General features: G+C 38.5%; 22 protein-coding genes. 12 read left to right on the forward strand and 10 right to left on the reverse strand.

Going from position 1 to position 21,102, the window contains the following annotated elements:
• The 7 genes from J2Z48_RS15135 to J2Z48_RS15165 form a co-directional block, all read left to right on the forward strand.
• The coding region (locus J2Z48_RS15135; RefSeq protein WP_307254884.1) for a zinc ribbon domain-containing protein at positions 1-267 on the forward strand (267 nt) is incomplete at its 5' end.
• A gap of 339 nt (positions 268-606) precedes the next feature.
• Complete coding sequence (locus J2Z48_RS15140; protein WP_307254885.1) at positions 607-1,086, forward strand: Fic family protein; 480 nt, start codon at positions 607-609, stop codon at positions 1,084-1,086.
• Between the two features lie 336 nt (positions 1,087-1,422).
• Positions 1,423-1,896: a DUF2690 domain-containing protein gene (locus J2Z48_RS15145; RefSeq protein WP_370872938.1), complete on the forward strand. Its 474-nt coding sequence runs from the start codon at positions 1,423-1,425 to the stop codon at positions 1,894-1,896.
• Between the two features lie 162 nt (positions 1,897-2,058).
• The gene (locus J2Z48_RS15150) at positions 2,059-2,739 is read left to right on the forward strand and encodes a response regulator transcription factor (protein ID WP_307254921.1); all 681 of its coding nucleotides are present in this window, start codon (positions 2,059-2,061) and stop codon (positions 2,737-2,739) included.
• Positions 2,739-4,124 carry a sensor histidine kinase gene (locus J2Z48_RS15155; protein ID WP_307254887.1) on the forward strand — a complete coding sequence of 462 codons (1,386 nt, stop codon included), beginning with the start codon at positions 2,739-2,741 and terminating at the stop codon, positions 4,122-4,124. The genes J2Z48_RS15150 and J2Z48_RS15155 overlap by 1 nt, the downstream gene beginning before the upstream one ends.
• 74 nt (positions 4,125-4,198) lie before the next feature.
• Positions 4,199-5,302 carry an ABC transporter permease gene (locus J2Z48_RS15160; RefSeq protein ID WP_307254888.1) on the forward strand — a complete coding sequence of 368 codons (1,104 nt, stop codon included), beginning with the start codon at positions 4,199-4,201 and terminating at the stop codon, positions 5,300-5,302.
• A complete protein-coding gene (locus J2Z48_RS15165; protein WP_307254889.1) occupies positions 5,302-5,994 on the forward strand; it encodes an ABC transporter ATP-binding protein in 693 nt (230 codons plus the stop codon). The genes J2Z48_RS15160 and J2Z48_RS15165 overlap by 1 nt, the downstream gene beginning before the upstream one ends.
• A gap of 107 nt (positions 5,995-6,101) precedes the next feature.
• Here the strand turns inward: J2Z48_RS15165 and J2Z48_RS15170 are convergent, their stop codons facing one another.
• The 4 genes from J2Z48_RS15170 to J2Z48_RS15185 are packed head-to-tail and all read right to left on the reverse strand — an operon-like array spanning position 6,102 to position 10,063.
• Positions 6,102-6,305, reverse strand: a complete 204-nt coding sequence (locus tag J2Z48_RS15170; RefSeq protein ID WP_307254890.1) for a hypothetical protein — start codon at positions 6,303-6,305, stop codon at positions 6,102-6,104.
• On the reverse strand, positions 6,302-7,417 hold the full coding sequence (locus J2Z48_RS15175; protein WP_307254891.1) for a GerAB/ArcD/ProY family transporter: 1,116 nt from the start codon (positions 7,415-7,417) through the stop codon (positions 6,302-6,304). Before J2Z48_RS15175 ends, J2Z48_RS15170 begins: the two co-directional genes overlap by 4 nt.
• Positions 7,395-8,603, reverse strand: a complete 1,209-nt coding sequence (locus J2Z48_RS15180; RefSeq protein ID WP_307254892.1) for a Ger(x)C family spore germination protein — start codon at positions 8,601-8,603, stop codon at positions 7,395-7,397. Before J2Z48_RS15180 ends, J2Z48_RS15175 begins: the two co-directional genes overlap by 23 nt.
• Positions 8,600-10,063 (reverse strand): spore germination protein, encoded by a 1,464-nt coding sequence (locus J2Z48_RS15185; protein WP_307254893.1) that lies wholly within the window; start codon positions 10,061-10,063, stop codon positions 8,600-8,602. Before J2Z48_RS15185 ends, J2Z48_RS15180 begins: the two co-directional genes overlap by 4 nt.
• Before the next feature lie 274 nt (positions 10,064-10,337).
• On the opposite strand from J2Z48_RS15185, the gene J2Z48_RS15190 reads away from it, so the two are divergent.
• Positions 10,338-10,814: a DUF2975 domain-containing protein gene (locus J2Z48_RS15190; protein WP_307254895.1), complete on the forward strand. Its 477-nt coding sequence runs from the start codon at positions 10,338-10,340 to the stop codon at positions 10,812-10,814.
• 185 nt (positions 10,815-10,999) lie between these two features.
• On the opposite strand, the gene J2Z48_RS15195 is transcribed toward J2Z48_RS15190, so the two are convergent.
• Positions 11,000-12,628 (reverse strand): immune inhibitor A domain-containing protein, encoded by a 1,629-nt coding sequence (locus J2Z48_RS15195; protein WP_307254898.1) that lies wholly within the window; start codon positions 12,626-12,628, stop codon positions 11,000-11,002.
• A gap of 342 nt (positions 12,629-12,970) precedes the next feature.
• On the opposite strand from J2Z48_RS15195, the gene J2Z48_RS15200 reads away from it, so the two are divergent.
• Entirely contained in the window at positions 12,971-13,651 is a 681-nt protein-coding gene (locus J2Z48_RS15200; RefSeq protein ID WP_307254901.1) for a hypothetical protein, read from the forward strand.
• Between the two features lie 194 nt (positions 13,652-13,845).
• On the opposite strand, the gene J2Z48_RS15205 is transcribed toward J2Z48_RS15200, so the two are convergent.
• Entirely contained in the window at positions 13,846-14,736 is an 891-nt protein-coding gene (locus J2Z48_RS15205; RefSeq protein WP_307254903.1) for a LysR family transcriptional regulator, read from the reverse strand.
• 199 nt (positions 14,737-14,935) lie between these two features.
• Here J2Z48_RS15205 and asnB point away from each other — a divergent pair, with 199 nt between their 5' ends.
• From asnB to J2Z48_RS15220, 3 genes are all read left to right on the forward strand, one after another.
• Complete coding sequence (gene asnB / locus J2Z48_RS15210) at positions 14,936-16,759, forward strand: asparagine synthase (glutamine-hydrolyzing) (protein ID WP_307254906.1); 1,824 nt, start codon at positions 14,936-14,938, stop codon at positions 16,757-16,759.
• A gap of 363 nt (positions 16,760-17,122) precedes the next feature.
• Positions 17,123-17,284, forward strand: a complete 162-nt coding sequence (locus J2Z48_RS15215) for a hypothetical protein (protein WP_307254907.1) — start codon at positions 17,123-17,125, stop codon at positions 17,282-17,284.
• A 54-nt stretch (positions 17,285-17,338) separates the two neighbouring features.
• Positions 17,339-18,430, forward strand: coding sequence for a hypothetical protein (locus tag J2Z48_RS15220; protein WP_307254910.1), 1,092 nt, complete (start codon positions 17,339-17,341; stop codon positions 18,428-18,430).
• A 530-nt stretch (positions 18,431-18,960) separates the two neighbouring features.
• Here J2Z48_RS15220 and J2Z48_RS15225 read toward each other — a convergent pair.
• The 4 genes from J2Z48_RS15225 to J2Z48_RS15240 form a co-directional block, all read right to left on the reverse strand.
• Positions 18,961-19,350: a helix-turn-helix domain-containing protein gene (locus tag J2Z48_RS15225; protein WP_307254912.1), complete on the reverse strand. Its 390-nt coding sequence runs from the start codon at positions 19,348-19,350 to the stop codon at positions 18,961-18,963.
• Between the two features lie 202 nt (positions 19,351-19,552).
• On the reverse strand, positions 19,553-19,972 hold the full coding sequence (locus J2Z48_RS15230) for a PBECR3 domain-containing polyvalent protein (protein ID WP_307254914.1): 420 nt from the start codon (positions 19,970-19,972) through the stop codon (positions 19,553-19,555).
• Between the two features lie 411 nt (positions 19,973-20,383).
• A complete protein-coding gene (locus J2Z48_RS15235; protein WP_307254916.1) occupies positions 20,384-20,587 on the reverse strand; it encodes a hypothetical protein in 204 nt (67 codons plus the stop codon).
• Positions 20,588-20,693: 106 nt separating this feature from the next.
• Positions 20,694-20,843 carry a hypothetical protein gene (locus tag J2Z48_RS15240; protein ID WP_307254919.1) on the reverse strand — a complete coding sequence of 50 codons (150 nt, stop codon included), beginning with the start codon at positions 20,841-20,843 and terminating at the stop codon, positions 20,694-20,696.
• Positions 20,844-21,102: the final 259 nt, after the last annotated feature.

Consider the following 21,102-nt stretch of genomic DNA (forward strand, 5'->3'; position numbering starts at 1 on the left):
ATTACAGACGCTTCTTGGGCTGAATTCGTATCCATGCTAGAGTACAAAGCGGAATGGTTCGGAAGAACCATTGTGAAAGTAGGGAAAACGTTCCCATCCAGTCAGCTTTGCTCTTGTTGTGGATATCGCAATAAAGACGTGAAGAACCTTCATTTACGAGAGTGGACGTGTCCTGAATGCAAGGAACACCATGATCGGGACATCAACGCATCCACCAACATTCTAAAAGAAGGTTTAAGATTAATAGCCGTAGGAACTACGGTGTAAGCTTGGTAAACTTCCTCGGAGTGCCAAGGACTACCCAAGAATCCCCCACCTCTTAGCGTTTTTCAGCGTAGGTGGCGGGAGTGTTCAAGACTAAATATTCCTTAGAGAGGCTTGATCACAGGGTTCCTACCAAGCAAATAAGCCCAATTTTGTTGGATGATCTGAACAAACTTTGCATTGTTCTTCACCCGTTTCTCTAGGACTAATCTCATACTCTTAGAATTTGCCTTTGTCTGAAATTTATTTGCTTGTTCATTCTATAACATCATAGAAATGAACGAATTGATGTTCCTTCGGATTTTGTTCTTTCTATTGCTTTCATTATATCTCGTCTAATCTTTGTGGTGTTACAATTTCACTATATCAGGTCAGTTCCAGATTAAGCAAATCCATGCAATCGTACTTAACCGGATTCGTCCGAATGATGCGGGGCGTTATCGAGGTGTTCCTGTTACGGTTGGAGACCATTTACCACCCCAGCCGTGGGAAGTTTCCATACAAATGGAACAGCTAATCCAGAAGTATTACAGAGAATGGAGCATGCTTCATCCACTAGAACAGGTTGCGTATCTTCACTGTGATTTCGTTCGTATTCATCCGTTTATCGATGGAAATGGACGGACTGCAAGGCTTATTACAAATCTAGAGCTAATGAAGCAAGATTATCCGCCTGTTATCCTGCCGGTTGAGGAACGAGTGGCTTACTATGAAGCGCTCCAAAAATATGATGACACTGGAATTCCTGATGATTTTGTAGCATTGCTAACTAAGCTGGCTGAAAAATCTCTTACCTTCTATTTAACAGTTTGCTCAGGGTGAAAATATGAATTATACTGCTATCTCTAACCCGATTCTCATTTCTTACTTATGAAGCGGAAATCGGGTTCTTCTACTGTCTACCTATGAAAAGGATTAGGGACGAGACGACTTAAGCGATCTTGTGGACGTTGGGAGGAATCCCTTGCCTGTTTATTTATTGTTCTACAATATCAATTAAAGGAAATCGTGAGAAAGAACTGAAATACTAAGTGTAATGAAGAAAGAGGGTGAGTACTACTTGACAGTTATGTTGTTTTGATTAATAATTACAAAATATTGGAAATATTACATATTTTGGTAGCGGTGAGCTATCAATGTAAAAAGGAGAAGATTTTCTTGAATAAAAAAACGTTTTTTCTCTCTCTATTTCTGTTGTTTACGGGTAGCTTTACGTTTAATCTGGAAGTGTTTGCTGAAGACCATCCTTATGATGGGAAAACCCCCTCATATAACAATTGTGATGGCAGTGTCGAAACAAAAAGAAGTTCATATCTAAAAGGTCCTGATAACTCAAATATTGGTATCGTGGAATTACGATTTAGTAATATGTGTAAGACAGCCTGGGCGAGAATCACTATGTTTAAGCCTATCGTCTGGCCTTGGAAAGCGAATGCATTTATCACTCGGAATACAGATGGGAAAAGGTTTAGTTGCGAATCGGCTGGAGGCAATGGTGAAGTGCTTAATGGTCAGACATTTTGCTATACTCCTATGGTGTATAATCTAGATCCTAGGACATCTTATGCTTCCGGTGAGTACTATCTCCCTAATAGTGACGGGGTCTTTCAAACACGTACAGACTCATACTAAAAAGACAATTTGTAATGGGCAGACAGACGAATGGTGATATACATTGGTTATAAAAATAAGCCTCTCAAGGTAATAGCTTTGAGAGGCTTTAAGCATTTTATATACTAAAAGAGAAGTGAAAAGGATTAGAGGAACACTCCAATATGTTTGATAAAAAGGTGGATATCTATGATTCATATATTAATCGCAGATGATGATGCTCATATTTGCGAATTGATTCGGTTTCATCTGCAAAAAGAAGGGTTAAACGTGTGGGAAGCTGGAGATGGGGAGACGGCAATCGAGATTCTAGAGAAACAGCAGATTCATTTAGCGATTATCGATTTGATGATGCCCCGAAAAAATGGATACGAGCTGTGTAAAGAGATACGTGATTTCTATGACATCCCCGTTATTATGTTGACTGCTAAAGATCAGTTGCAGGATAAGGAAAAAGGGTTTGAGTGTGGGACAGATGACTATATCGTCAAACCGTTTGAACCACGGGAGGTTTTATTTCGTGTAAAGGCATTGCTTCGTCGCTATTCGATGGTTCACTCTGACGTTATTACAATTGGTGAAACGATGATCGATCGCAAAAGTTATGAGGTTCGATGCAAGGGAAACTCTATCATTCTTCCATTGAAGGAGTTTGAACTATTATCTCAACTAGCCAGTTATCCCAATCGAGTTTTTACTAGGGATGAATTGATTCAATTGGTGTGGGGCTATGACTTTGTAGGAGACGTACGGACGATTGATGTACATATTAAGCGTTTGCGTGAGCGATTTGAAGCGAAGACAGATGACTTTACCATTAAAACCGTACGCGGGATTGGGTACAAAATGGAGGTAAGATCCTAGTGAAGACGCTCTATTCTCGGTTTACCATCACCACGATCTGCATCATGATCGTCAGTGGATTTGTTGCCTTTTTAGGGAGTAATCTCTATTACCAGATAAAGTTAAAATCGTTTAATGATCAAAAGATTACCCAGATGACTCAAACCATTGTGTCGTTTCATCACGATAATCCCGGAATTCAACTAGATAAATATCTGCAGCATATTTCGCAGCTGGGCTATCAGATTGCCTTATTCGATGAAGGAAAAGAACCAACCTTTTTTGGAAAGCCTTTTCGGATGAATCATCTCTCCTCTTCTACTGTCGATCAGGTTTTACGAGGAGAGGTATATCATGGAATTGAGCAGTTTCCTAAAGAGGCATTTGTAACGGGTTTCTTTGATGATGAATTGCGAAACACGATAGGCATGCCAATTAAATTAGATGGCAAGCAACAAGCGGTCTTTCTCCGCCCTGATATTGGGTACCAATTTGGAGAGATGCGTATCTTTTTTGCTGTTCTGATCGCTCTTATTATCGGATTAAGTGTTTTGTTTGTTTTGATCAGTACGCACTATGTGGTAAAACCAATCCGAGATTTAACACATGCTACCAAATTAGTAGCCCAGGGCGAGTATGATCTCTATTTGCCAACCCAGCGTAAAGATGAAATCGGGAAATTAGCTTATACCTTCTCCCAGATGGCGCAAAGTGTGAAAAATCTAGATGAAATGAGGCAAGAATTCGTTTCCAATGTGTCTCACGAGATTCAATCTCCACTTACTTCGATTCAAGGATTTACGAAAACTTTGCAGACAGAGGATCTTACTAGGGAGCAGCAACAGCGTTATTTGGAGATTGTGGAGAGTGAAAGCCATCGGTTATCCGTGTTAAGCAAACAATTGCTAACCCTCGCATCTCTGGATAAGGAAGGAGGATCCATAGAGAAAATGGATTTTGATCTATCTGATCAGATCAAACAAGTGATCTTTATGTCCGAATGGCAATGGAGGGAAAAGGACCTAACCATTGAGATGGAGCTCCCTCAGACGATGATTCATGCAGATCCCAAACTACTTTATCAAGTGTGGAGCAATCTGATTACCAATAGTGTAAAATTTACCGATCCAAACGGCACAGTTGTGGTGAAGATTACCTCATCCAATTCCGATCAAAAAGAGGTACAGGTGTTGTTTGCTGATACGGGAATCGGGATACCGAGTGAAAATCTGCCCTATATCTTTGATCGTTTTTACAAGGTAGATGCAGCAAGGACTAGAAATGAGCAAGGTACTGGACTTGGGCTTGCCATTGCCAAGAAGATTATCGATATGCATGGAGGTTCGATTGAGGTTACGAGTCAGGAAGGGGAAGGAGCTCAATTTCTCATCCGACTCCCAGTGTAACTTTTTATTCATTTGATGTTCATAATTCGAATTTATAATGGAGCCAGAAAGTCGAGATAGAGGAGGAAATTAAGATGTTTCTGGCTCTGAGAGAAATCAAATATTCGAAACTACGCTTCTTGCTCATTAGTATCATTATGGTTCTCATCACATGGTTAGTGTTTCTGATATCGGGTTTAGCCAATGGATTGTCTTCAGAAAATGCTTCTTCCTTTCAAAATATAAAAGCAACTCATTTTATCGTGCAGCCCAATGCAGATAAAAAACTAAATCGCTCTCGAATCTCAGAAGAAAAATGGGTTGAGATTCAAAAGCTTTCCAGTCCTGGGGAAGTAACGCCCTTTGGTCAAAAGATGCTTTCGATCGTGAAACAGGGAACAGACCATAAGGTTGATATTGCCGTCTTTGCTACCGATGCAAATGGGTTTCTAGCCCCTGATGTCATAGAAGGGAAAAAATTAAGGAATGATGCACAACATGAAGTGGTTGTCGATCAATCTCTTAGTGAAAAAGGAATTGACATAGGGGATTGGATTCAAGACCCAGATACTGATCAAAAGTGGCAGGTAGTTGGCTTTACAAAGGGTCAGATGTATAGTCACTCGCCTGTTGTGTTTATGAACCTACATGATTGGAAGTCCATTGCGATAAAGCAAACTGCCGAAACAACAACCTATTATAATGCTATTTCCGTAAAAATGGATTCGCTCAATATCCATACATTACAAAGCCAAGTAAAAGATATCGACATCATTACGAAAGCGGATGCTCTGCAAAACATCCCTGGATATAAAGAAGAGCAAAGTACATTAAATATGATGATGGTATTCCTATTTGTTATTGCTTCTTTTGTGCAAGCTGTGTTTTTTTACGTTATCACCTTACAAAAAACGAGCATGTATGGCGTTTTAAAAGCAATCGGGGCGAGTACTGCGAAGCTTACACGAAGTCTAGTGGTGCAGATGCTGTTTATTATCGTACTCGTTATCTTGTGTAGCATAGGACTTTCATACGGTGCTCAAGCTCTTATTTCATCCAGTGTCCCATTCCAATTAGAAGTTGGAACGATTGCTTTGTTCTCAGGATTGTTTTTTATTGTTTCGATCATCGGGTCTCTGTTATCGCTCTATCAGATTTTAAAAATTGATGCAGTAGAAGCAATCGGGAGGGTGGAGTAATGAGCGGGAAAGTCGTGTTGGAGAATATCAGCAAGTGGTATGGAGAAGGTGCTACCTTTGTTAAGGCAGTGGATCAAGTTTCTCTCCACGTCCAAAAAGGGGAGTTTGTGGCGATTATCGGTCCATCAGGTTCAGGGAAAAGTACTTTACTATCAATTATGGGCGCTTTACTGTCACCTAGCGAGGGTCGGTTCCTGCTCGATAATCAAGATGTAACAAAATTTACCAAAAATGAGATGGCACAGGTTCGCTTAGAGAAAATCGGATTTATCTTTCAATCCTCTAATCTCGTTTCGTTCTTATCTGTACGAGACCAGCTATTACTTGTGTCTAAGTTAGCAGGAAAGAAAGAGAAAGAAGCCAAACAAAAATCAGATCAGTTGCTCGAGCGAGTGGGTTTGTTCCATCGTCGAAATCATTATCCAGAGCAGTTATCGGGTGGAGAGAAACAGCGTGTTGCCATCGCTCGTGCATGGATGAACGACCCCGAATTGATCCTCGCTGACGAACCCACCGCCAGTCTCGACTCTAAACGTGGTCGAGACATCGTAGAAATGATCGCTAAGGAAGTAAAATCACGAGGCAAATCTGCGATTATGGTTACTCATGATGAACGAGTACTTGATTTATGTGACCGAGTGTTGATGATTAAGGATGGACAATTAAGTGAGCGTGTTGCAACTCATATATGAATAAGGAAGTCGTATCGATCATCCCGATTTCTTGAATCGCCAAAAGCAAGGGGTTCTAGAACATAGAACTCCTTGCTTTTTTTATGTGAAACTAGGGGATGCTGTCCTTATAGAGAGATCCAATCAATAAAGCTAGCAATCCAATGATTGGGGTTAAACTTCCTTTCTAAGAAAATACTTATCCAATCAGCGAAACCGAGCAATACGATCGTTGAGAACAACATAATCTCCTTCGTACTCTTTTTTTGTTTCACCATCATGAAGATACTGGTTGCCAGAGCTACTGCAATAAAAAGGATGAACCATATCATGCTTGAGAGCCAACCACCTTTCGTTTCTCCTTACCTTTTTTCATCCATGTTAAGAAAAGGAAAAGTAAGGGGAAAATGACAGCAAAGAGCAGCATGTATTCAAAGTAGTATTCTCTATTAAATACAATATTTTCTAGAATGTTATCAAATCCTAATGAAAGTCCAGAGACTAATAAAATGAGAGAAATGGAAAGCCATGATCGATTGTTCACTTGAAACAATTGGCACAACCCTGATACTGCACAATAATAACTAATGCTCAGCTTAATAAAAATAACAATCAGCAAAATGAGTGCAATAGTCGATTCTAGGTGTTCGAAGAAAGTCCCTATGTGCATTTCTTGCACAATGACAAATAAAGAGTAAGTTTCATGGGAAGCCCGCGTAACACCGAGCACTCCTATTGTGAAAAAAACACCTAAACTGAGCAATAACGCAGTAACAACATTTGCTAGAATAAAACTTACTTTGATTCTGTTTTTGCTTTTGACATATGGAAATAGCATCATCAAAACAAATGCCTCCATAAAAGGAAAACCAATTAGTGACCGAGTCTCTTTCATGGTCGTCCAGATGTTCATATGAAACATTCCTTGGAATCGATCCCAGTTCCACTCGGAAAGAGCAATAAAAAATATGAGGAGAAATGTCACCGTAACGAGAGGAAACAAAAATTCTGTTGATCTGGAGATTGTTTCTACTCCCTTTGTAACAGCGTAACAGATAACGAGAAGAAACATGACATGAAATACGACTATAGGCGTACGTGGCATGAGGTTTATTTTCATGAAATCACCTAGATTTCGAGTGATTAAAGCAGACAGATGTACGAAATATCCAATATACAATAGTGCAATGAATCCTCCGAATCCCTTTCCAGCTACTTGAATGCAGATCTGGATGATGGTGTTTCCTGGATAATAGTTAGCAAGTTTTATCCAGATAAGGACTAATAGAACACCTGCTATTCCTGACCATAGGGGAATCATCCACGCATCTTGTTTTGCAATGGAAATAAGTCCTCCAATACGAAAAAAAAATGAAGTTCCTAGCAAATATCCAAGTGCTAATATAAAAAATTGCCAAGTGCTAATTCGAGCTGTTTCCATCATTATCCCCCACATACGGATTGATGGTTTGACCAATATCGGTGATTTCACTTTTAATGGATAGTTGGAGCTTGGTTTTATCCCATGCAATACCCCTTTTTTTCATATCATCCCATTCTTTTCCGTTCTGGTACTTGATTTTTTCCTCTAATCCAAATAAGTCCCATTCTTTGCTGATGGACTCTTGATAGAATTCCGTCGCTTTCTGAAACACTTGTTGTTTAAATTTTTCTTCGATCATCTTCAAATTTTCCAACGTTAATTCATTCTTTTGCTCATTGTTCACAAGCGAGAGCTTTGTACTGATATCGACTTTCCAAACAGGTTCACCGGAAATAAGATCCAAGCGCCTTCGGACTTTTGGTTTAATTGCTTGAACGTCCACTGTGCGATTATTAATCGTCAACGATTCCATAAATACCTCACTTTCTCCTTTCAATATAAAGTAATAATTCATTTGATTTAACGGCAACTTCCCGATCATTCGGTCGTTCTTAAACACAGCACCTCCGCTAAATATGAGGTTTCCTTGATTTGCTTCAATCTTTTCGTATCTGTCCGTGGTGGGTGATGGACTGGACCCACTTAGGCTGATCATGGGCATGACGGTTAGCCTAGAAGATTCCATATTTTCAACCAAATCTTTAATACGCACCCTTCTGCTTAAACGTCCAGTTAATTTGGATTGGATTTCAATAATAGATCGTAGTGAGCGTCCCGGTAGCCTTTCCAATGGAAGATAAGTCATCATCACTTCAGAGAGAGGTGAATCCGTAACGAATAAGTAAAGGTTGGAACGCCGATTGTGTTGCTTCTCGAAAAAGTTAAGCAACGAATTCAATCCCTGTTTAGCATAACGTTCCGTCACGATTTCAGACTGATAGTGATCAGAAAAAAGCTTTCTTGGTAAAAGATTAGCCGTTTTTGTTCCTAACTCCGATGTACTGTCCGCTTGAACACAGTACGTATACACCGGAGCCTTAATACCGCCCCCTTTTTGTGCAGCAACTGCCTCCGGATTCACGATTTGGTAATATACAGTCTGCTTACCTGTATCCGGGTCCCTATCTGCACCCACCAACTCACCGATCGCTAATTCATTCAGCTCGTTCTTATCCCAACATCCGGTTGTACAGCATAGCAAAATGCCTGTCATCATGATCATGATGCCTTTTTTTAGCTCCTTCATATTCTTCTCCTTCGTTTTTTTCTGGTTACTTGGGGATACGTATTCATCCATGGACGAGGTACTCTCACAAAAACATCTTTCCAATCCCTAAATTTAGAAGGAGCAAGTGGGGAGAGGTAAGGAACACCGAATGATTTAATGGAAGCCAGATGTACAACCGTAAATAGCACACCACACAATACACCAAACAACCCCATAAAGCCGGCGAGTGCCATGTAGGAAAATTGGAGAATTCGTTGCGTGATACCGAATTTATAAGACGGTGCTACAAAATTGGAAATAGCCGTGATGGATACGACAATAACCATCGCCGCAGCAACGAGGCCTGCTACAACAGCTGCTTCTCCTAATACCAACGCACCAACGATGGAGATAGCCTGGCCTGCGATCCGAGGCATACGAAGACCTGCTTCACGCAACACTTCAAACGTGATCATCATGATAATAGCTTCTAGCAGTGTAGGGAAAGGAACTCCTTCTCGCTGAGCAGAAAGATTGATGAGGAGAGAATGGGGTAGAAGCTCCTGATGATAAGTAAGAACAGCAATGTAGAGAGATGGTACGAGTATAGCCAGAATAAAAGAGAGAATCCTTAACCATCGAAGGAGGGTGGCAATATGAGCTCTTTGATAGTAATCATCCGGTGCACTAAAAAATTGAAAAAAAGTAACTGGACCCATTAATGCATCTGGAGTTCCATCAACGAGTACACCCACTCGTCCTTCCAACAGATGAGATGCCAGAACATCAGGTCTTTCTGTTTTTAACAAGGTAGAAAAAGGGGAGATTGTTCTATCCTGGATCCATTCCTCTACATAGGCGCTATCTAAAATACTGTCTATCTGGATCGAACGGATACGCTTTCGGAATTCATCCACCACGTCTGTTGGAGCAAGGTGTTCTAAGTAGAGTATCCTGACTTTCGTTTCCGTTTCGGTACCAATGATGAACTGCTCAATTCGCAGATGAATGTTTTTTACTCGTTTTCTGAGGAGGGCCAAATTGATTTCAATACTTTCCGTAAACCCTTCCTGTGGTCCGTGAACGGTGGATTCCATCAAAGGTTCCGATACGTTGCGATGAGGTGTCTTGGATATATCCAGCAACAATGCTTGCTTTGTACATTCGATAACCAATAAACACCATCCATCCAGCAATTTCTGGACACAGTGGTTTAAATCTGTGGTTTCCGTAATAGAACTAAGCGGGATTCGAGTTTGTAGTATGTCAATGATGTCAGGGGATGATTGCAACTCGTTGTTAATAGATTCTTCGGATAAGAAGTGAAGCAATTCATGTTCAATCTTATGTTTATCGACTAATGTTTCAATAAAAACACAGTGACCGTGAAGGTTCGGGGATATAACAAAGATGTGATTCACTAGATCTGGGGGATTTTGAAAGGTGCTTACTATTTGGTTTACAAATGTTTTTGGATCGATTTCATCAATAAATAACATGTTTAAATGACCTCAACATTTTTTTCTATATATTGGTTTGTATTGTCTGTTTTTTAAGTATTACCAGTGAGCTGTCGAATATGCGCCAATGCCTTGGTGTCTATGACTCGAAAAGGACTATTGCAGATATATCGAATTCTATAATGTAAGAAACACCTAAAAAATCGCTTCGGATTATCAACTTAATATATAATGAAAAACAATATTAATATATTGTAAAACGATAAATGTCATGGTAAAATCATATTGTAATTAAATAAGTGAGGTGTTTTAAATGAATGTTAAACGAGGTTCAACCACTTTCTTAAAGGTGATTATTTTTCTGGTTGGAGTTGCAATACTTGCTTTGTGTATCTGGTTACCTGGGGCAGCCATTAGAGATGCAGGAGCACATCCAGATACGGCGTACTTCCTTATCCCCTTTTTAGCATGTGCATACGGATTCTGTGCTACGCTTTCTGTTGCATTGTATCAAGCATATAAGCTATTAACTTACATCGAAAAGAGCAATGCTTTTTCTGAATTATCCCTTAACTCTTTGAAGATTATAAAGAAATGTGCTTTTACAGTCATTTTCATCATTTTGTTAGGGCTAGTAAACTTAAAGGTACTTTCTAAAGTTACAGGTGATGATCCAGCAGGTCCTACATCATTAGGTCTAATGGGAATTTTAGCAATAAGTATCATCATAGCCGCTGTGGACGCACTTCAAAAGCCATTAAAAAACTTCCTTGAAAAAGGTTCGGAATAGCAATTGTCAGTCCAAAGCAGGATAATCCCCTCTAATGATTAGACACACATCTAATAATTTAGAGGGGATTATCCGCGTTTTTCTATAGGGACCCCATGTAGAGCTTTCTGGGAGCCTTATTTCGGAGTAGTTACACATTGGGGCTTTTTACATTTGTAGCAAGGGTTAATCTGGTCTTCCTACGTCTAATTAGCCCTGGAGATCTCAATATTAGCTCCGTTTCCGTCTTTGTTTTCTTTGAGAACTTTAAACTGGAGACCCAACTTCGGTAAAATCTTACCTACACTTTCCATACCTTTTAATGAGTAGTCATTCTGATCGTTAAAAGTAGAGATACCTTCTTGGGAGGGAAAGTCCAATTTCCCATGATCTGTCTCTAGCTTAAGTGGAGAAGTTTTGCGAAGACCAAAAGCTGCATCAGCAAGTTGAAACGCTTCAAAGGCCGGTTTTAACTTATCATTGTTCCAGTATTTAAGTTGCTGATGAGCATCAACAACTCCAATCATTCCATAACCCGGATGTTTACTTGTTGCGTTATCCGTATAACGACCATCATAGTACCACACTAGCATTCCTGGATCGTAAGTCGCCCCTTGAAATGTTTTAGACAATCCTTTGTCTAATCCATTGTGACTTCGCCATTCAATGAGGTAATAATTAGGATACTTGGTGCCATCCTTATCCACTGGAGGTAAGTTTACCTTGATTACTTTTCGTGAAGGATCATCACTAACAGCCTCACTTAACGAAATTTCTTTCTTCTGCTTTAAATCATTGTAATCCACTTCAATTGGTTTAATCCAATTTCCACCATAGATAGCCTGCAAAAACACTTTAGACCATGGATCAAAGCCAATTGGCTCGGTTCCCTCTACTTTTCCATTCATTGCACCCATATCCATTAGAGACCAATTACCCACTGGAGATCCTTTATCTAAATCATACAAATCGGGCAAACCTAGATTATGACCATATTCATGTGTAAAAATACCAACAGGAGAATCTTCCGGAACCATTATATATGCATAGGCTTTCAGAGAAGTCCCTGGTATTGGTACAGGATCTTTTAATGTATCCATATGGGGCACCACATCTAGATCCTTCTCAGCTCCTGCTACAACAACTGACAAGCTATCCAACAATCCGTCGGGTTCCATGACATTTCCATCCCCGTCTAAATCATAAGGATCTCTCTGATCGTATTTCTCCTCATTCCCCCTAATGGATTGACCAACTTGTGTCAGAGTTTCTTTTGTTAACTCTTTAAATCCGTCAAAATCTTTGAAGTGACCTCCCATTTGATTATAGTAGCCTATATTATGTTTGGCCTGCATCCACGGAGCAACTGTTCCTTGCATAGACCAAGAGCCTCCCGACTGTTCTTTATAATACTGATTCATCGTCGGCATACTGGTTCCTTCAGAGGTCTGATAGACTCCAGATTTAAATAGCATATTTTCATAGTGTTTCTGATTAAAATCTTTGGTGTAAAAGGAATTGTTTGGATTAATTTGATTATGCTTTTTATCTTGGAATTCAACTAACGAGACAGCCATATAATCAGAATAATCTTCTGATTTACTGAAATCCGTTTTACCTTTCTCTAATGCTTGTTTTTGGAGGGCTGTTAAGTTCTTTTTTGCTTTTTTTCCAAAATCAGTGGATGTATCAATCCCATGATTATCCTTTTGTTTCGCATCCACTTTGGAATTGTAAGTACTTGCTTTCACGATACCTGCGGGTATAGTCGTATTAACGATAGCTGCTACTAAAGTTATTGAGAGAATTCCAGCTACTCTTTTATAGGTATTCAAGTCATATTCCTCCTAATCTGATTTTCATAATCATACAAAAAAGTTATAAAGATAAAATGCAGATTTTCTCACGATTAGATAAAGATATTTTTGGAGAGTCAAAAAATGGTTGTTAAATCAGGATTTGAGCTAGGAATGGTGAAGGATTCGAACAACGGAGTGATCGGTGAGAAGAAGCTCATTCGATCGGATGGATTGGATATTTTGATGGAGTGATGTATTAAATCAGATAGGGCTGTCCGATCGGATCTCATACTTAAAAAGTGAGATGGTATCTGAATTTTAGACGAGGATCTTCAAATTGGTTTTGACATGAGCATAGAGGAAATACGAATTGTTCCCGTGGATAAAATTATGGGACTCCCCATAGGCCGGATGGAGCGTGATCGATCATGGTGGGAACATCTGACATATCAGGCGGGATGCTTGGAGCCTGATCGGATTAAGTCACTGCAGGAGGAGTTGGAGACAAAAGGGCGAGATGCATTCATTGAATCGTTTGCCTTGGAAGAATATCAGATACCCTTGCGATATTATCCTAGTATGGATCAATACTATGGATCGTATGATGGTACACATCGCATTGTATGGGCGAAATTAGTAAATGCTCCCTATATCAGAGCGAAAGTAGAGGTCTATGAACGGAATGAAGAAATGTATCGAAACTATTTATCAGTAGCACCACACAAGGCCAGATGGAGAGAGGCGCTGCAACGATGTGGTCTTAGACAAAACTCATTGCAAGATCAGGTGATGTATCAAGATCACTTAGTTTACCCATTTCGAAATCGGACAACGTTTCTAGATGAAGATGACTGGCTTACACTACGGGTCAAAGAAAGGTATAAGAAGGACACACACAGCTTGGAATGTTGCCTAACTTTGCATCATGAATGGCAGGAGAAGATCAAGAATCAAAAGTGGCGTAATCGCCTGATTTCCGTATTGAGTGTGATTCATCAAGATTCTGCTTACGAATTACTTCATGACTTATACAAATTAGGTTGGAAGAAAATAGAGTGACGGTTTGTCCCTTTACTATTGCATATGCGAGAGTATCTACAAACGGACACTTCTGTTCTGCAATCTATTTCAAAAAGTATACTTTGCGACACAACCGTTATATATCTACCTGTGGTGCTAGTTGAAATGTATTCATTGTTTTCGGTAAACGTGGGGCATATATCTATCTAAAATAAAACCTGAACATAGTGATCCTACAGTTGCATGTTATTCATGAATCTTTTTAAAATGTTGGAGGGCCTTTTATCATGACTACGTACCCACCCGTAAAACAATGGAGAAAAATTAGGGACGTCTAGTTCAATAAAAACAATTTCATTTTGATAATGTAGGATAGGATCTTCGAATGAATAAGTCAAACCAATCGTAATTGCTAAGTTTTGCCTAATAGCATTTTGTATGGCTTGTATATTATTTGAAATAAATAGGATATTTACTTTTGCATGCTTCGAAAATAAATTGTCAACGCTATCTCGAATATATTCATCATCATATAAGACTAAAGTCTGATTCGCTATTTGTTCAGGTTTAATCTTTTTTTCTAGTACAAGTGGGGAATTCTTATTTACTCCCACGACTATTTTAACATTGAGCATTTTATTAAATAAGAATGTAGGAGTTCTTTGGCTTGTATTTTCTGAAAACGCAATGAATCCGATATCAATTTTATCATTCTCAAGGTCTTTAAGTATTTGCTTATGTCCCTTTTCGTAAATTTTTATGTTTACATGCGGATGCATCTCTTTAAACTGTGTAATCGTATGTATGAGTCCATGCATTGGTCCAGGTATTGTAGCAATTCTTAGTTCACCACTTAACGTATTATTATACATTTGGGCCTCTTTTTTTAACTCCTCCACTTGTATTAAAATATCATTTGCTTTTTTTATAATTAAATGACCCTCAGCAGTTGGAATTGCACCTAATCCTCGAGAACGTGTAAAAAGAGTCAAGCTTAACTCATTTTCTAGTAATGAAACGGATTGACTAATTGCTGATAATGTAACGTGAGATTGAACTGCAGCTTTGGTGAATGAGCCCGTTTTTGCTACTTCCACGATGTATTTCAGTTGTTCAAAATTCATAGTGACACCTTCTTATTAAGTTGTACTTAATTATTATTAAATATATATAAATTTTAATACACTTTAAATAGAGTTACAATGTACAGAGAAGAACAAAGTTAATAGGAATACCAAATCTAAGAATATTTCTTTATTTTTTATTTGATTCACTTCAAAATATTTGAATGATTACTAATTTAATGGAAAGAAGGTATTTGATATGTGTGGAATAACAGGATGGATAGATTGGACAATGGACATTTCCAATCAAAAAGATATTTTAAAAAACATGACAGACTCTATTCAACACCGTGGGCCCGATGCAGAAGGGTTTTGGTTTTCAAAACATGCAGCATTGGGGCACCGACGCCTTATTGTTATTGACCCTGAGGGTGGCCTACAGCCAATGCTATATAAAGATGACCATGCAACCATTGCGCTAACATTTAATGGAGAAATTTATAACTATCAAGAGCTTCGCATTGAACTTGAAAAAAAAGGACATATCTTTCAAACAAAATCAGACACGGAAGTATTACTCCATGCTTATGTAGAATGGGAAGAAGATTGCGTACAACACTTAAATGGTATTTTTGCTTTTGGTATTTGGGATGAGAGGCGCCAGCGTCTTATGTTAGGTCGTGACCATTTAGGAGTAAAGCCGCTCTTTTATGCTCAACGTGGCACTTCGATACTTTTTGGATCAGAATTAAAAGTCTTACTTGCTCATCCCTCTGTAAAGGCAGAAGTAGATACAGATGGACTTGCTGAACTCTTTTGTCTTGGACCGGTACGTACACCTGGTCATGCTATTTTTAAGGGGATACATGAGGTGCGTGGGGGCCATTATGTACTGTTTACTTCTAATAAAGCAGAAACTAAACAGTATTGGAAACTAAACAGTAAAACGCATACAGACGATATACATACTACTGTTGAAACGATCCGCTCTATTCTACAAGATACCGTGCAACGACAATTAATTGCTGATAGGCCTGTGGTATCCATGTTATCTGGAGGATTAGATTCTAGTGGTTTAACAGGTTTAGCAGGGAATGAATTTAAAAAGAATAAGGAGACACTTCATACCTATTCACTCACCTTTACGAATGAAGAGCGAGATTTTAAAGAAGATTTTCTTCGTCGTGACCGGGATGAACCTTGGGTAAAACGTGTAGTTGAACATGTCGGAACAAAGCATCACTCTATCGAGTTGGGTGCGGAAAAATTAGTTGAGAATTTGTTAATTCCAATGAGAGCTCGGGATTTACCAGGTGTTGGAGAACTGGAAACTTCTCTCTATCTGCTGTTTAAGGAAATGAAAAAAGATGCTACAGTAGCACTTTCAGGAGAATCAGCAGATGAAGTGTTCTCAGGGTACCCATGGTTCCATCAAGAAGAATTTTTACAAGCAGAAATGTTTCCTTGGGGTGTAAATTCTTCTTATATCACAGACATTTTATCAGAAGATTTACAAGTAAAAATCAGTCCATTTCACTATCAAAAACAACGTTTCCAAGAAGCTGTTCGTGAAATCCCCTTTTTAGATGGAGAAAATGATGTACAGATGAAACAACGTCAAATGTCGTATATGTTTATTACAAGATTTTTACCGTTTATGTTAGAGAGAAAGGATCGTACGAGTATGATGACAGGTTTCGAAGTACGTGTGCCATTCTGTGACTATCGACTTGTCGAATACCTTTGGAATGTTCCATTTGAAATAAAGAGTATTGATAATATTGAAAAAGGAATTTTACGTCGAGCTTTCCAAACCGTACTTCCAGACGATGTATGTTACCGTAAAAAAAGTGCTTATCCCAGTACAAAGGATACTACGTATTTACAAGGAATTCGTGAGTGGATGCAACACGTATTAAATGACGATACATCTCCTATTCTTTCACTTATTAATATAGAAAGAGTTCGAGCTATTGCAGAAGGGACTGATGAAATCATCACTGATGATGAATCAAAAGGTTTAATAGAGTATCTTCTTCAGATTAATAGTTGGCTTCAAGAATATCAAATCCAGCTTGTTTAGTTTATATTTTTAATATAGGGGTCCCGACAGAAAATGCTAACTTTTTGTCGGGACCCCTAATATATCTTTTCGGGGGGTGGGCATGAATTGCCACAGCCCATAATTTTGCAGATGGGTTCGTCTCCAGCATTCTTAGAAACTCCTCCTTGATACAACACGTCTACAACTAAACTTGCTTGTGGTAGTTCATTAAAGCTGTATACTCTATTCATTTTCGTTCTCACAAATATTTATTTTTCAGACGCTTCTAATGCTATGTATTAATCACGATATATGTAGAGTATCCCATTTTATATAAAATGGGAAGGAAATCAATGATAGAAACAGAATATTAATTTATATCAAACTTTAGGAGGACATTGAATGTCATGGTTAAAGGTCAGCGGTAAACGTGGAGAATGGTTGAAAGCTAAAAAAGGTGAGAATCCCAGTGGCTGGACAAACAATGAAAATCAAAAGCCGCTGGATACACTATTAAAAGCAAAGCCTGATAAATTCTTTTCTCCAGCTCCTAAGAAATGGTGATTATGGATTTGAAATTGGTACGTTCCAATAAAACTATGGAATGTGGAGGCCTAAATGATATATATAAATGAAGCAGGATCTCTTGTTGTAAGGGGAATAGAATTAACTCGTGAACAAGGTATGTTAGGTCCAGGAGGCTATATGACTATCTATGATGATTTTATTTTTAAAAAGGTTTGCGAATATAGCTTTTCCGATATTTCTGAAGAGATAGCGTTTATACGCTATTTGGCAAAAGGAAAGGAGTTTGGTTTAAATGAATTTATAAGTGATATAGTAGTACAAGTATATGATAATAGTGGGATATATGGAGAAAGCGGTGGCTTAGAATTTCGCTTTGATTTTAAGTGGGATTTATGGAAAAATTCATGGAGTATATCAGAATACATAGAATTGATGAATGATTTCATTAGTGATAGTAAATATAATGCTGCATGGATAAACGAAAAAGAAGAGCATTACCACGCAGTAACATTTGATATTTTTGATGTTAATCAGACAATTCAATTTTTTATGGATGAAGCAGTGACGTATCTTAAAGAAATAGAAAATAAGATACTTTCGATATTACATTCGCGAGTGAAGCAAGATACAGCAGTTGTAAGGTTATTTGATTTTCCAGAGCATGTTCGTGTTCCATGTGAGCAATATCTTGTTTATTTTTCACAGTTTTTAGAGGAGTTAGGTATTGAAGCTACTTCAGACATACATCATGAGGCTGGAAATGTCCTTTTTTCAGTAACTCCAGCATCGAAATCAACTGCATTGGAGCAAATTGCTAGAGCTTTAGATATCTATTTGCAATTACCAGTACACACGCCTCCGTATATGCAAGTACAGACAAATCCTAGGGAACAGCAACTTATTGCGAATATTCAACATCTAAACGGTCAACTCATGCTTGTAAATGCATTGGCGCAGTCTAAGGAAGAGATGATACAAAATCAAAGATCGGTAATTTATCAACAACAAAAGTTCATCGATGCCACCATTCTTCAGAAATCAGTTGTTTCTGTAGATGGAGTTGATGAGGAACGGGAAGAGCTCTTAGGTGGAGCAGTAGCAGTTACAAAGTATGAGGGGAATGGCTTTGAAATAAATCTTCCTAATATTTACCGTGAAATAAAGAAAATGATAGGAAAATAGAATAGTAATCAATTATTTACAGCCTCTAGACGAGCTTGCTCGATCCTCTAGGGTTTTAAATAAATTATATTTGGTTTTGGAATAATTCTCAAATGAATTGATAGTGGTTTTTCATTTCTATTGATAGGAGGAATCATCATGATTGAACTAGGGCCAAGCGGGAAATATCGAATTTACTGTTTTGCAAGGAAAAAAATCCATTGCCCACTATCGTTATGGCTGATGAATTTGAATGCTTTAAATATGTTGTGATGAATCGTCTTGTCTATCCAGAAATCATCGTTCTGGATAGACAAGACAATACCGTGTATCGAGTATAAGACCATCGGATGATTTTTCCTGTTGAGGAAGAATGGTGGAGTTCTTTTGGAATTGAACCTATGCAGATGTGAGAATTCATTGGAGCTGGAGGGAATTGTCATGATTGACCCAGTTGAAACATGGGAATCAATCGGACCCTTATTGAGGGTCTTTTTTTGGTTTATGGCTTTAGCGAAGTCCTACTGCCTGCTGTGAATGAGAGGAGGTACCTAGAGTGCATCGCTATCAAACTTAAGCTCTAAATCCTTCAAACCGATTGCTCTTAGCACACGATCATAGGTTTCAGAGGTAATCTCTCTCGATCCACCCTCAATTCGAGAGATAACAGATTGATCCATCGGTTCTTCAGTAACATGTTGAACATGTTGAGCTAATTCCCCTTGAGCCAATTTCAATGCGAGGCGCCTTTGATAGATTGCCTTTCCCATTATACTGGAGAAACTATACACAGTTTCCTTTACGCCTGGAACACTTTCGAGAAGATCCATTAGATCCTCATGATTTTTAGGATTACTCATTCCAGTCACCCATTCGGAAGTATTTGTTCGGATCTCTCCGGAAATAGGGAAAATTGCTAGGCACAATACGACCTTATCCATTTTCCTTAGCCTTATTACGGCATAGAAACCATTTTAAAACACTAAAGGGCCTCTCATGTAGAGAAACCCTTAAAAACGTTTTGACTACCAGCCCGGGCGGCGTATCCGGGATCTCTGGTAACTGCTTAAGCAGCGCATGGGGAACCTTTCCCACCTCTGATAGTCACCTTTAATCTATGCGATTTACAACTAAATTATAACATTACTTGAGAGACGATCGCAATGTATGGAAGCTAACAATCCTTCCAGATTTTAATCTTTTTGAAATCTTGGTATGGGGATTATTTAAATCATACATAGATGCGAGATATAGATAGCCACTAGGATCTAGCTTGATTGCAATTAACATGCAATCTGAAATCATTTTATATAATTCGATGCTGTGGGGCTCAGTGGGGTTACGCCCTACATAATCAGGATTGCCGATGATGTTGGGAATCATACTGAAATATTGCTCGAATATGCCGGGGTGGCGCTTTTTTAAATGTTTGATTGAACCAGGATACATCTTTACCTCAAGGTCACAAATGATTTCAAAATGTTCAGCAATACAAATAGGTATAGATCCAACAATTTGAATATCCTTAGAATCCGGATCGACAATGAAATCTTGATTAGACATGTGAATCTCCTTAGTGTAAATCCCCTCTAGCTTTCTCTAATACAATGTTTAACATATTTAACCCATGTAGGCATGATTTGTGCTAGCTCATATACTCACACCTATATTCTAACACGAATGTATGAAAAATCAGACCTTAGGAATCAGTAAAAGGAAGAGTAACAGAATCAATTCCACAGAATGTCATGATCAACCCATTTAAGGGGTTTCTAAGACGATTATTTATAGTAATTGTACTAAATATATATAGTCAGAATAAGCAATGACCCCAGGTAGTTTTTTGTTATCTACAAAAGCCTTTCAATAGCTAGGTGTGAATGAAGGCGGCTTAACCCCCGAAATATTGAGTGGATCTCTCTTATTCTCTGTAAATCGTAGATTTAGATATTATTCGTTTAGTGTGTTATACATTCACGATCGTAGTGTATTACCTGTTTGGTAAGTCTTTGTGCTGTTGTCCAAAGAAGAAATAAAAGCATTCGGTGCTTTCCGTTCTCCTGAAGAGGTTAGGTTAATGGTACCTTCACTTGTTGTTTCAAACGCGTAGTAATGGATTTCTCCTGCATGTAGGTACCCATTGTACGAAACCGGATCGGTTCGAACTTTCTTACTCATTGTAAGGTCTTTGAGTCGTAACAGTAGGATCAGTAGAACGTTTCTTTCTTGAACTTTGCTTTTTATCTATGTTCTTGAGCCCATCCTTCCAGTTAGAAACAATGGGTTATGGTAAAGAAGGCGTATAGGATTCTTTATCTGTTGGGCGAACGAGAGAAAGTTTTCCTTCCGCAAGGACTCCTACTGGCAAGCAAAACGCCACGAAGAGGGTAGCGAGTAAAGCGATGCGTACCCCTTTTGAAAAGCGAACAAACATTTTCCATCTCCTCTATATCTTATAATTCCTCTCTTAATTTACATGATTATATCTCGTTTAACAATGAATAATATAAATAATAATTTAAAAACGGATAATAATCATATATAATTTTGAATGGATTTCATGATGGAGGGAGAAAAAGCAACAAATGAGTAAGAAAGTTCGAATATGGGTTAGCATGATTGTCGCCATTGTTTTATGGACAAGCATGCAACCTTTACCTGCCTATGCGGTAGATTTTATAAACAATGAGTAT

This window comes from Croceifilum oryzae (genome assembly GCF_030814315.1).
In the GTDB taxonomy this organism is placed as follows: Bacteria; Bacillota; Bacilli; order Thermoactinomycetales; family Thermoactinomycetaceae; genus Baia; species Baia oryzae.

Coding starts and splice junctions, on each gene's coding strand:
- J2Z48_RS15190 (WP_307254895.1), top strand. CDS start 10,338: ATGAATGTTAAACGAGGTTCAACCACTTTCTTAAAGGTGATTATTTTT.
- J2Z48_RS15230 (WP_307254914.1), bottom strand. CDS start 19,972: ATGTCTAATCAAGATTTCATTGTCGATCCGGATTCTAAGGATATTCAA.
- J2Z48_RS15205 (WP_307254903.1), bottom strand. CDS start 14,736: ATGAATTTTGAACAACTGAAATACATCGTGGAAGTAGCAAAAACGGGC.
- J2Z48_RS15215 (WP_307254907.1), top strand. CDS start 17,123: ATGTCATGGTTAAAGGTCAGCGGTAAACGTGGAGAATGGTTGAAAGCT.
- asnB (WP_307254906.1), top strand. CDS start 14,936: ATGTGTGGAATAACAGGATGGATAGATTGGACAATGGACATTTCCAAT.
- J2Z48_RS15225 (WP_307254912.1), bottom strand. CDS start 19,350: ATGGATAAGGTCGTATTGTGCCTAGCAATTTTCCCTATTTCCGGAGAG.
- J2Z48_RS15175 (WP_307254891.1), bottom strand. CDS start 7,417: ATGATGGAAACAGCTCGAATTAGCACTTGGCAATTTTTTATATTAGCA.
- J2Z48_RS15165 (WP_307254889.1), top strand. CDS start 5,302: ATGAGCGGGAAAGTCGTGTTGGAGAATATCAGCAAGTGGTATGGAGAA.
- J2Z48_RS15180 (WP_307254892.1), bottom strand. CDS start 8,603: ATGAAGGAGCTAAAAAAAGGCATCATGATCATGATGACAGGCATTTTG.
- J2Z48_RS15170 (WP_307254890.1), bottom strand. CDS start 6,305: ATGATATGGTTCATCCTTTTTATTGCAGTAGCTCTGGCAACCAGTATC.
- J2Z48_RS15235 (WP_307254916.1), bottom strand. CDS start 20,587: ATGAGTAAGAAAGTTCGAACCGATCCGGTTTCGTACAATGGGTACCTA.
- J2Z48_RS15220 (WP_307254910.1), top strand. CDS start 17,339: ATGATATATATAAATGAAGCAGGATCTCTTGTTGTAAGGGGAATAGAA.
- J2Z48_RS15240 (WP_307254919.1), bottom strand. CDS start 20,843: ATGTTTGTTCGCTTTTCAAAAGGGGTACGCATCGCTTTACTCGCTACC.
- J2Z48_RS15160 (WP_307254888.1), top strand. CDS start 4,199: ATGTTTCTGGCTCTGAGAGAAATCAAATATTCGAAACTACGCTTCTTG.
- J2Z48_RS15185 (WP_307254893.1), bottom strand. CDS start 10,063: ATGTTATTTATTGATGAAATCGATCCAAAAACATTTGTAAACCAAATA.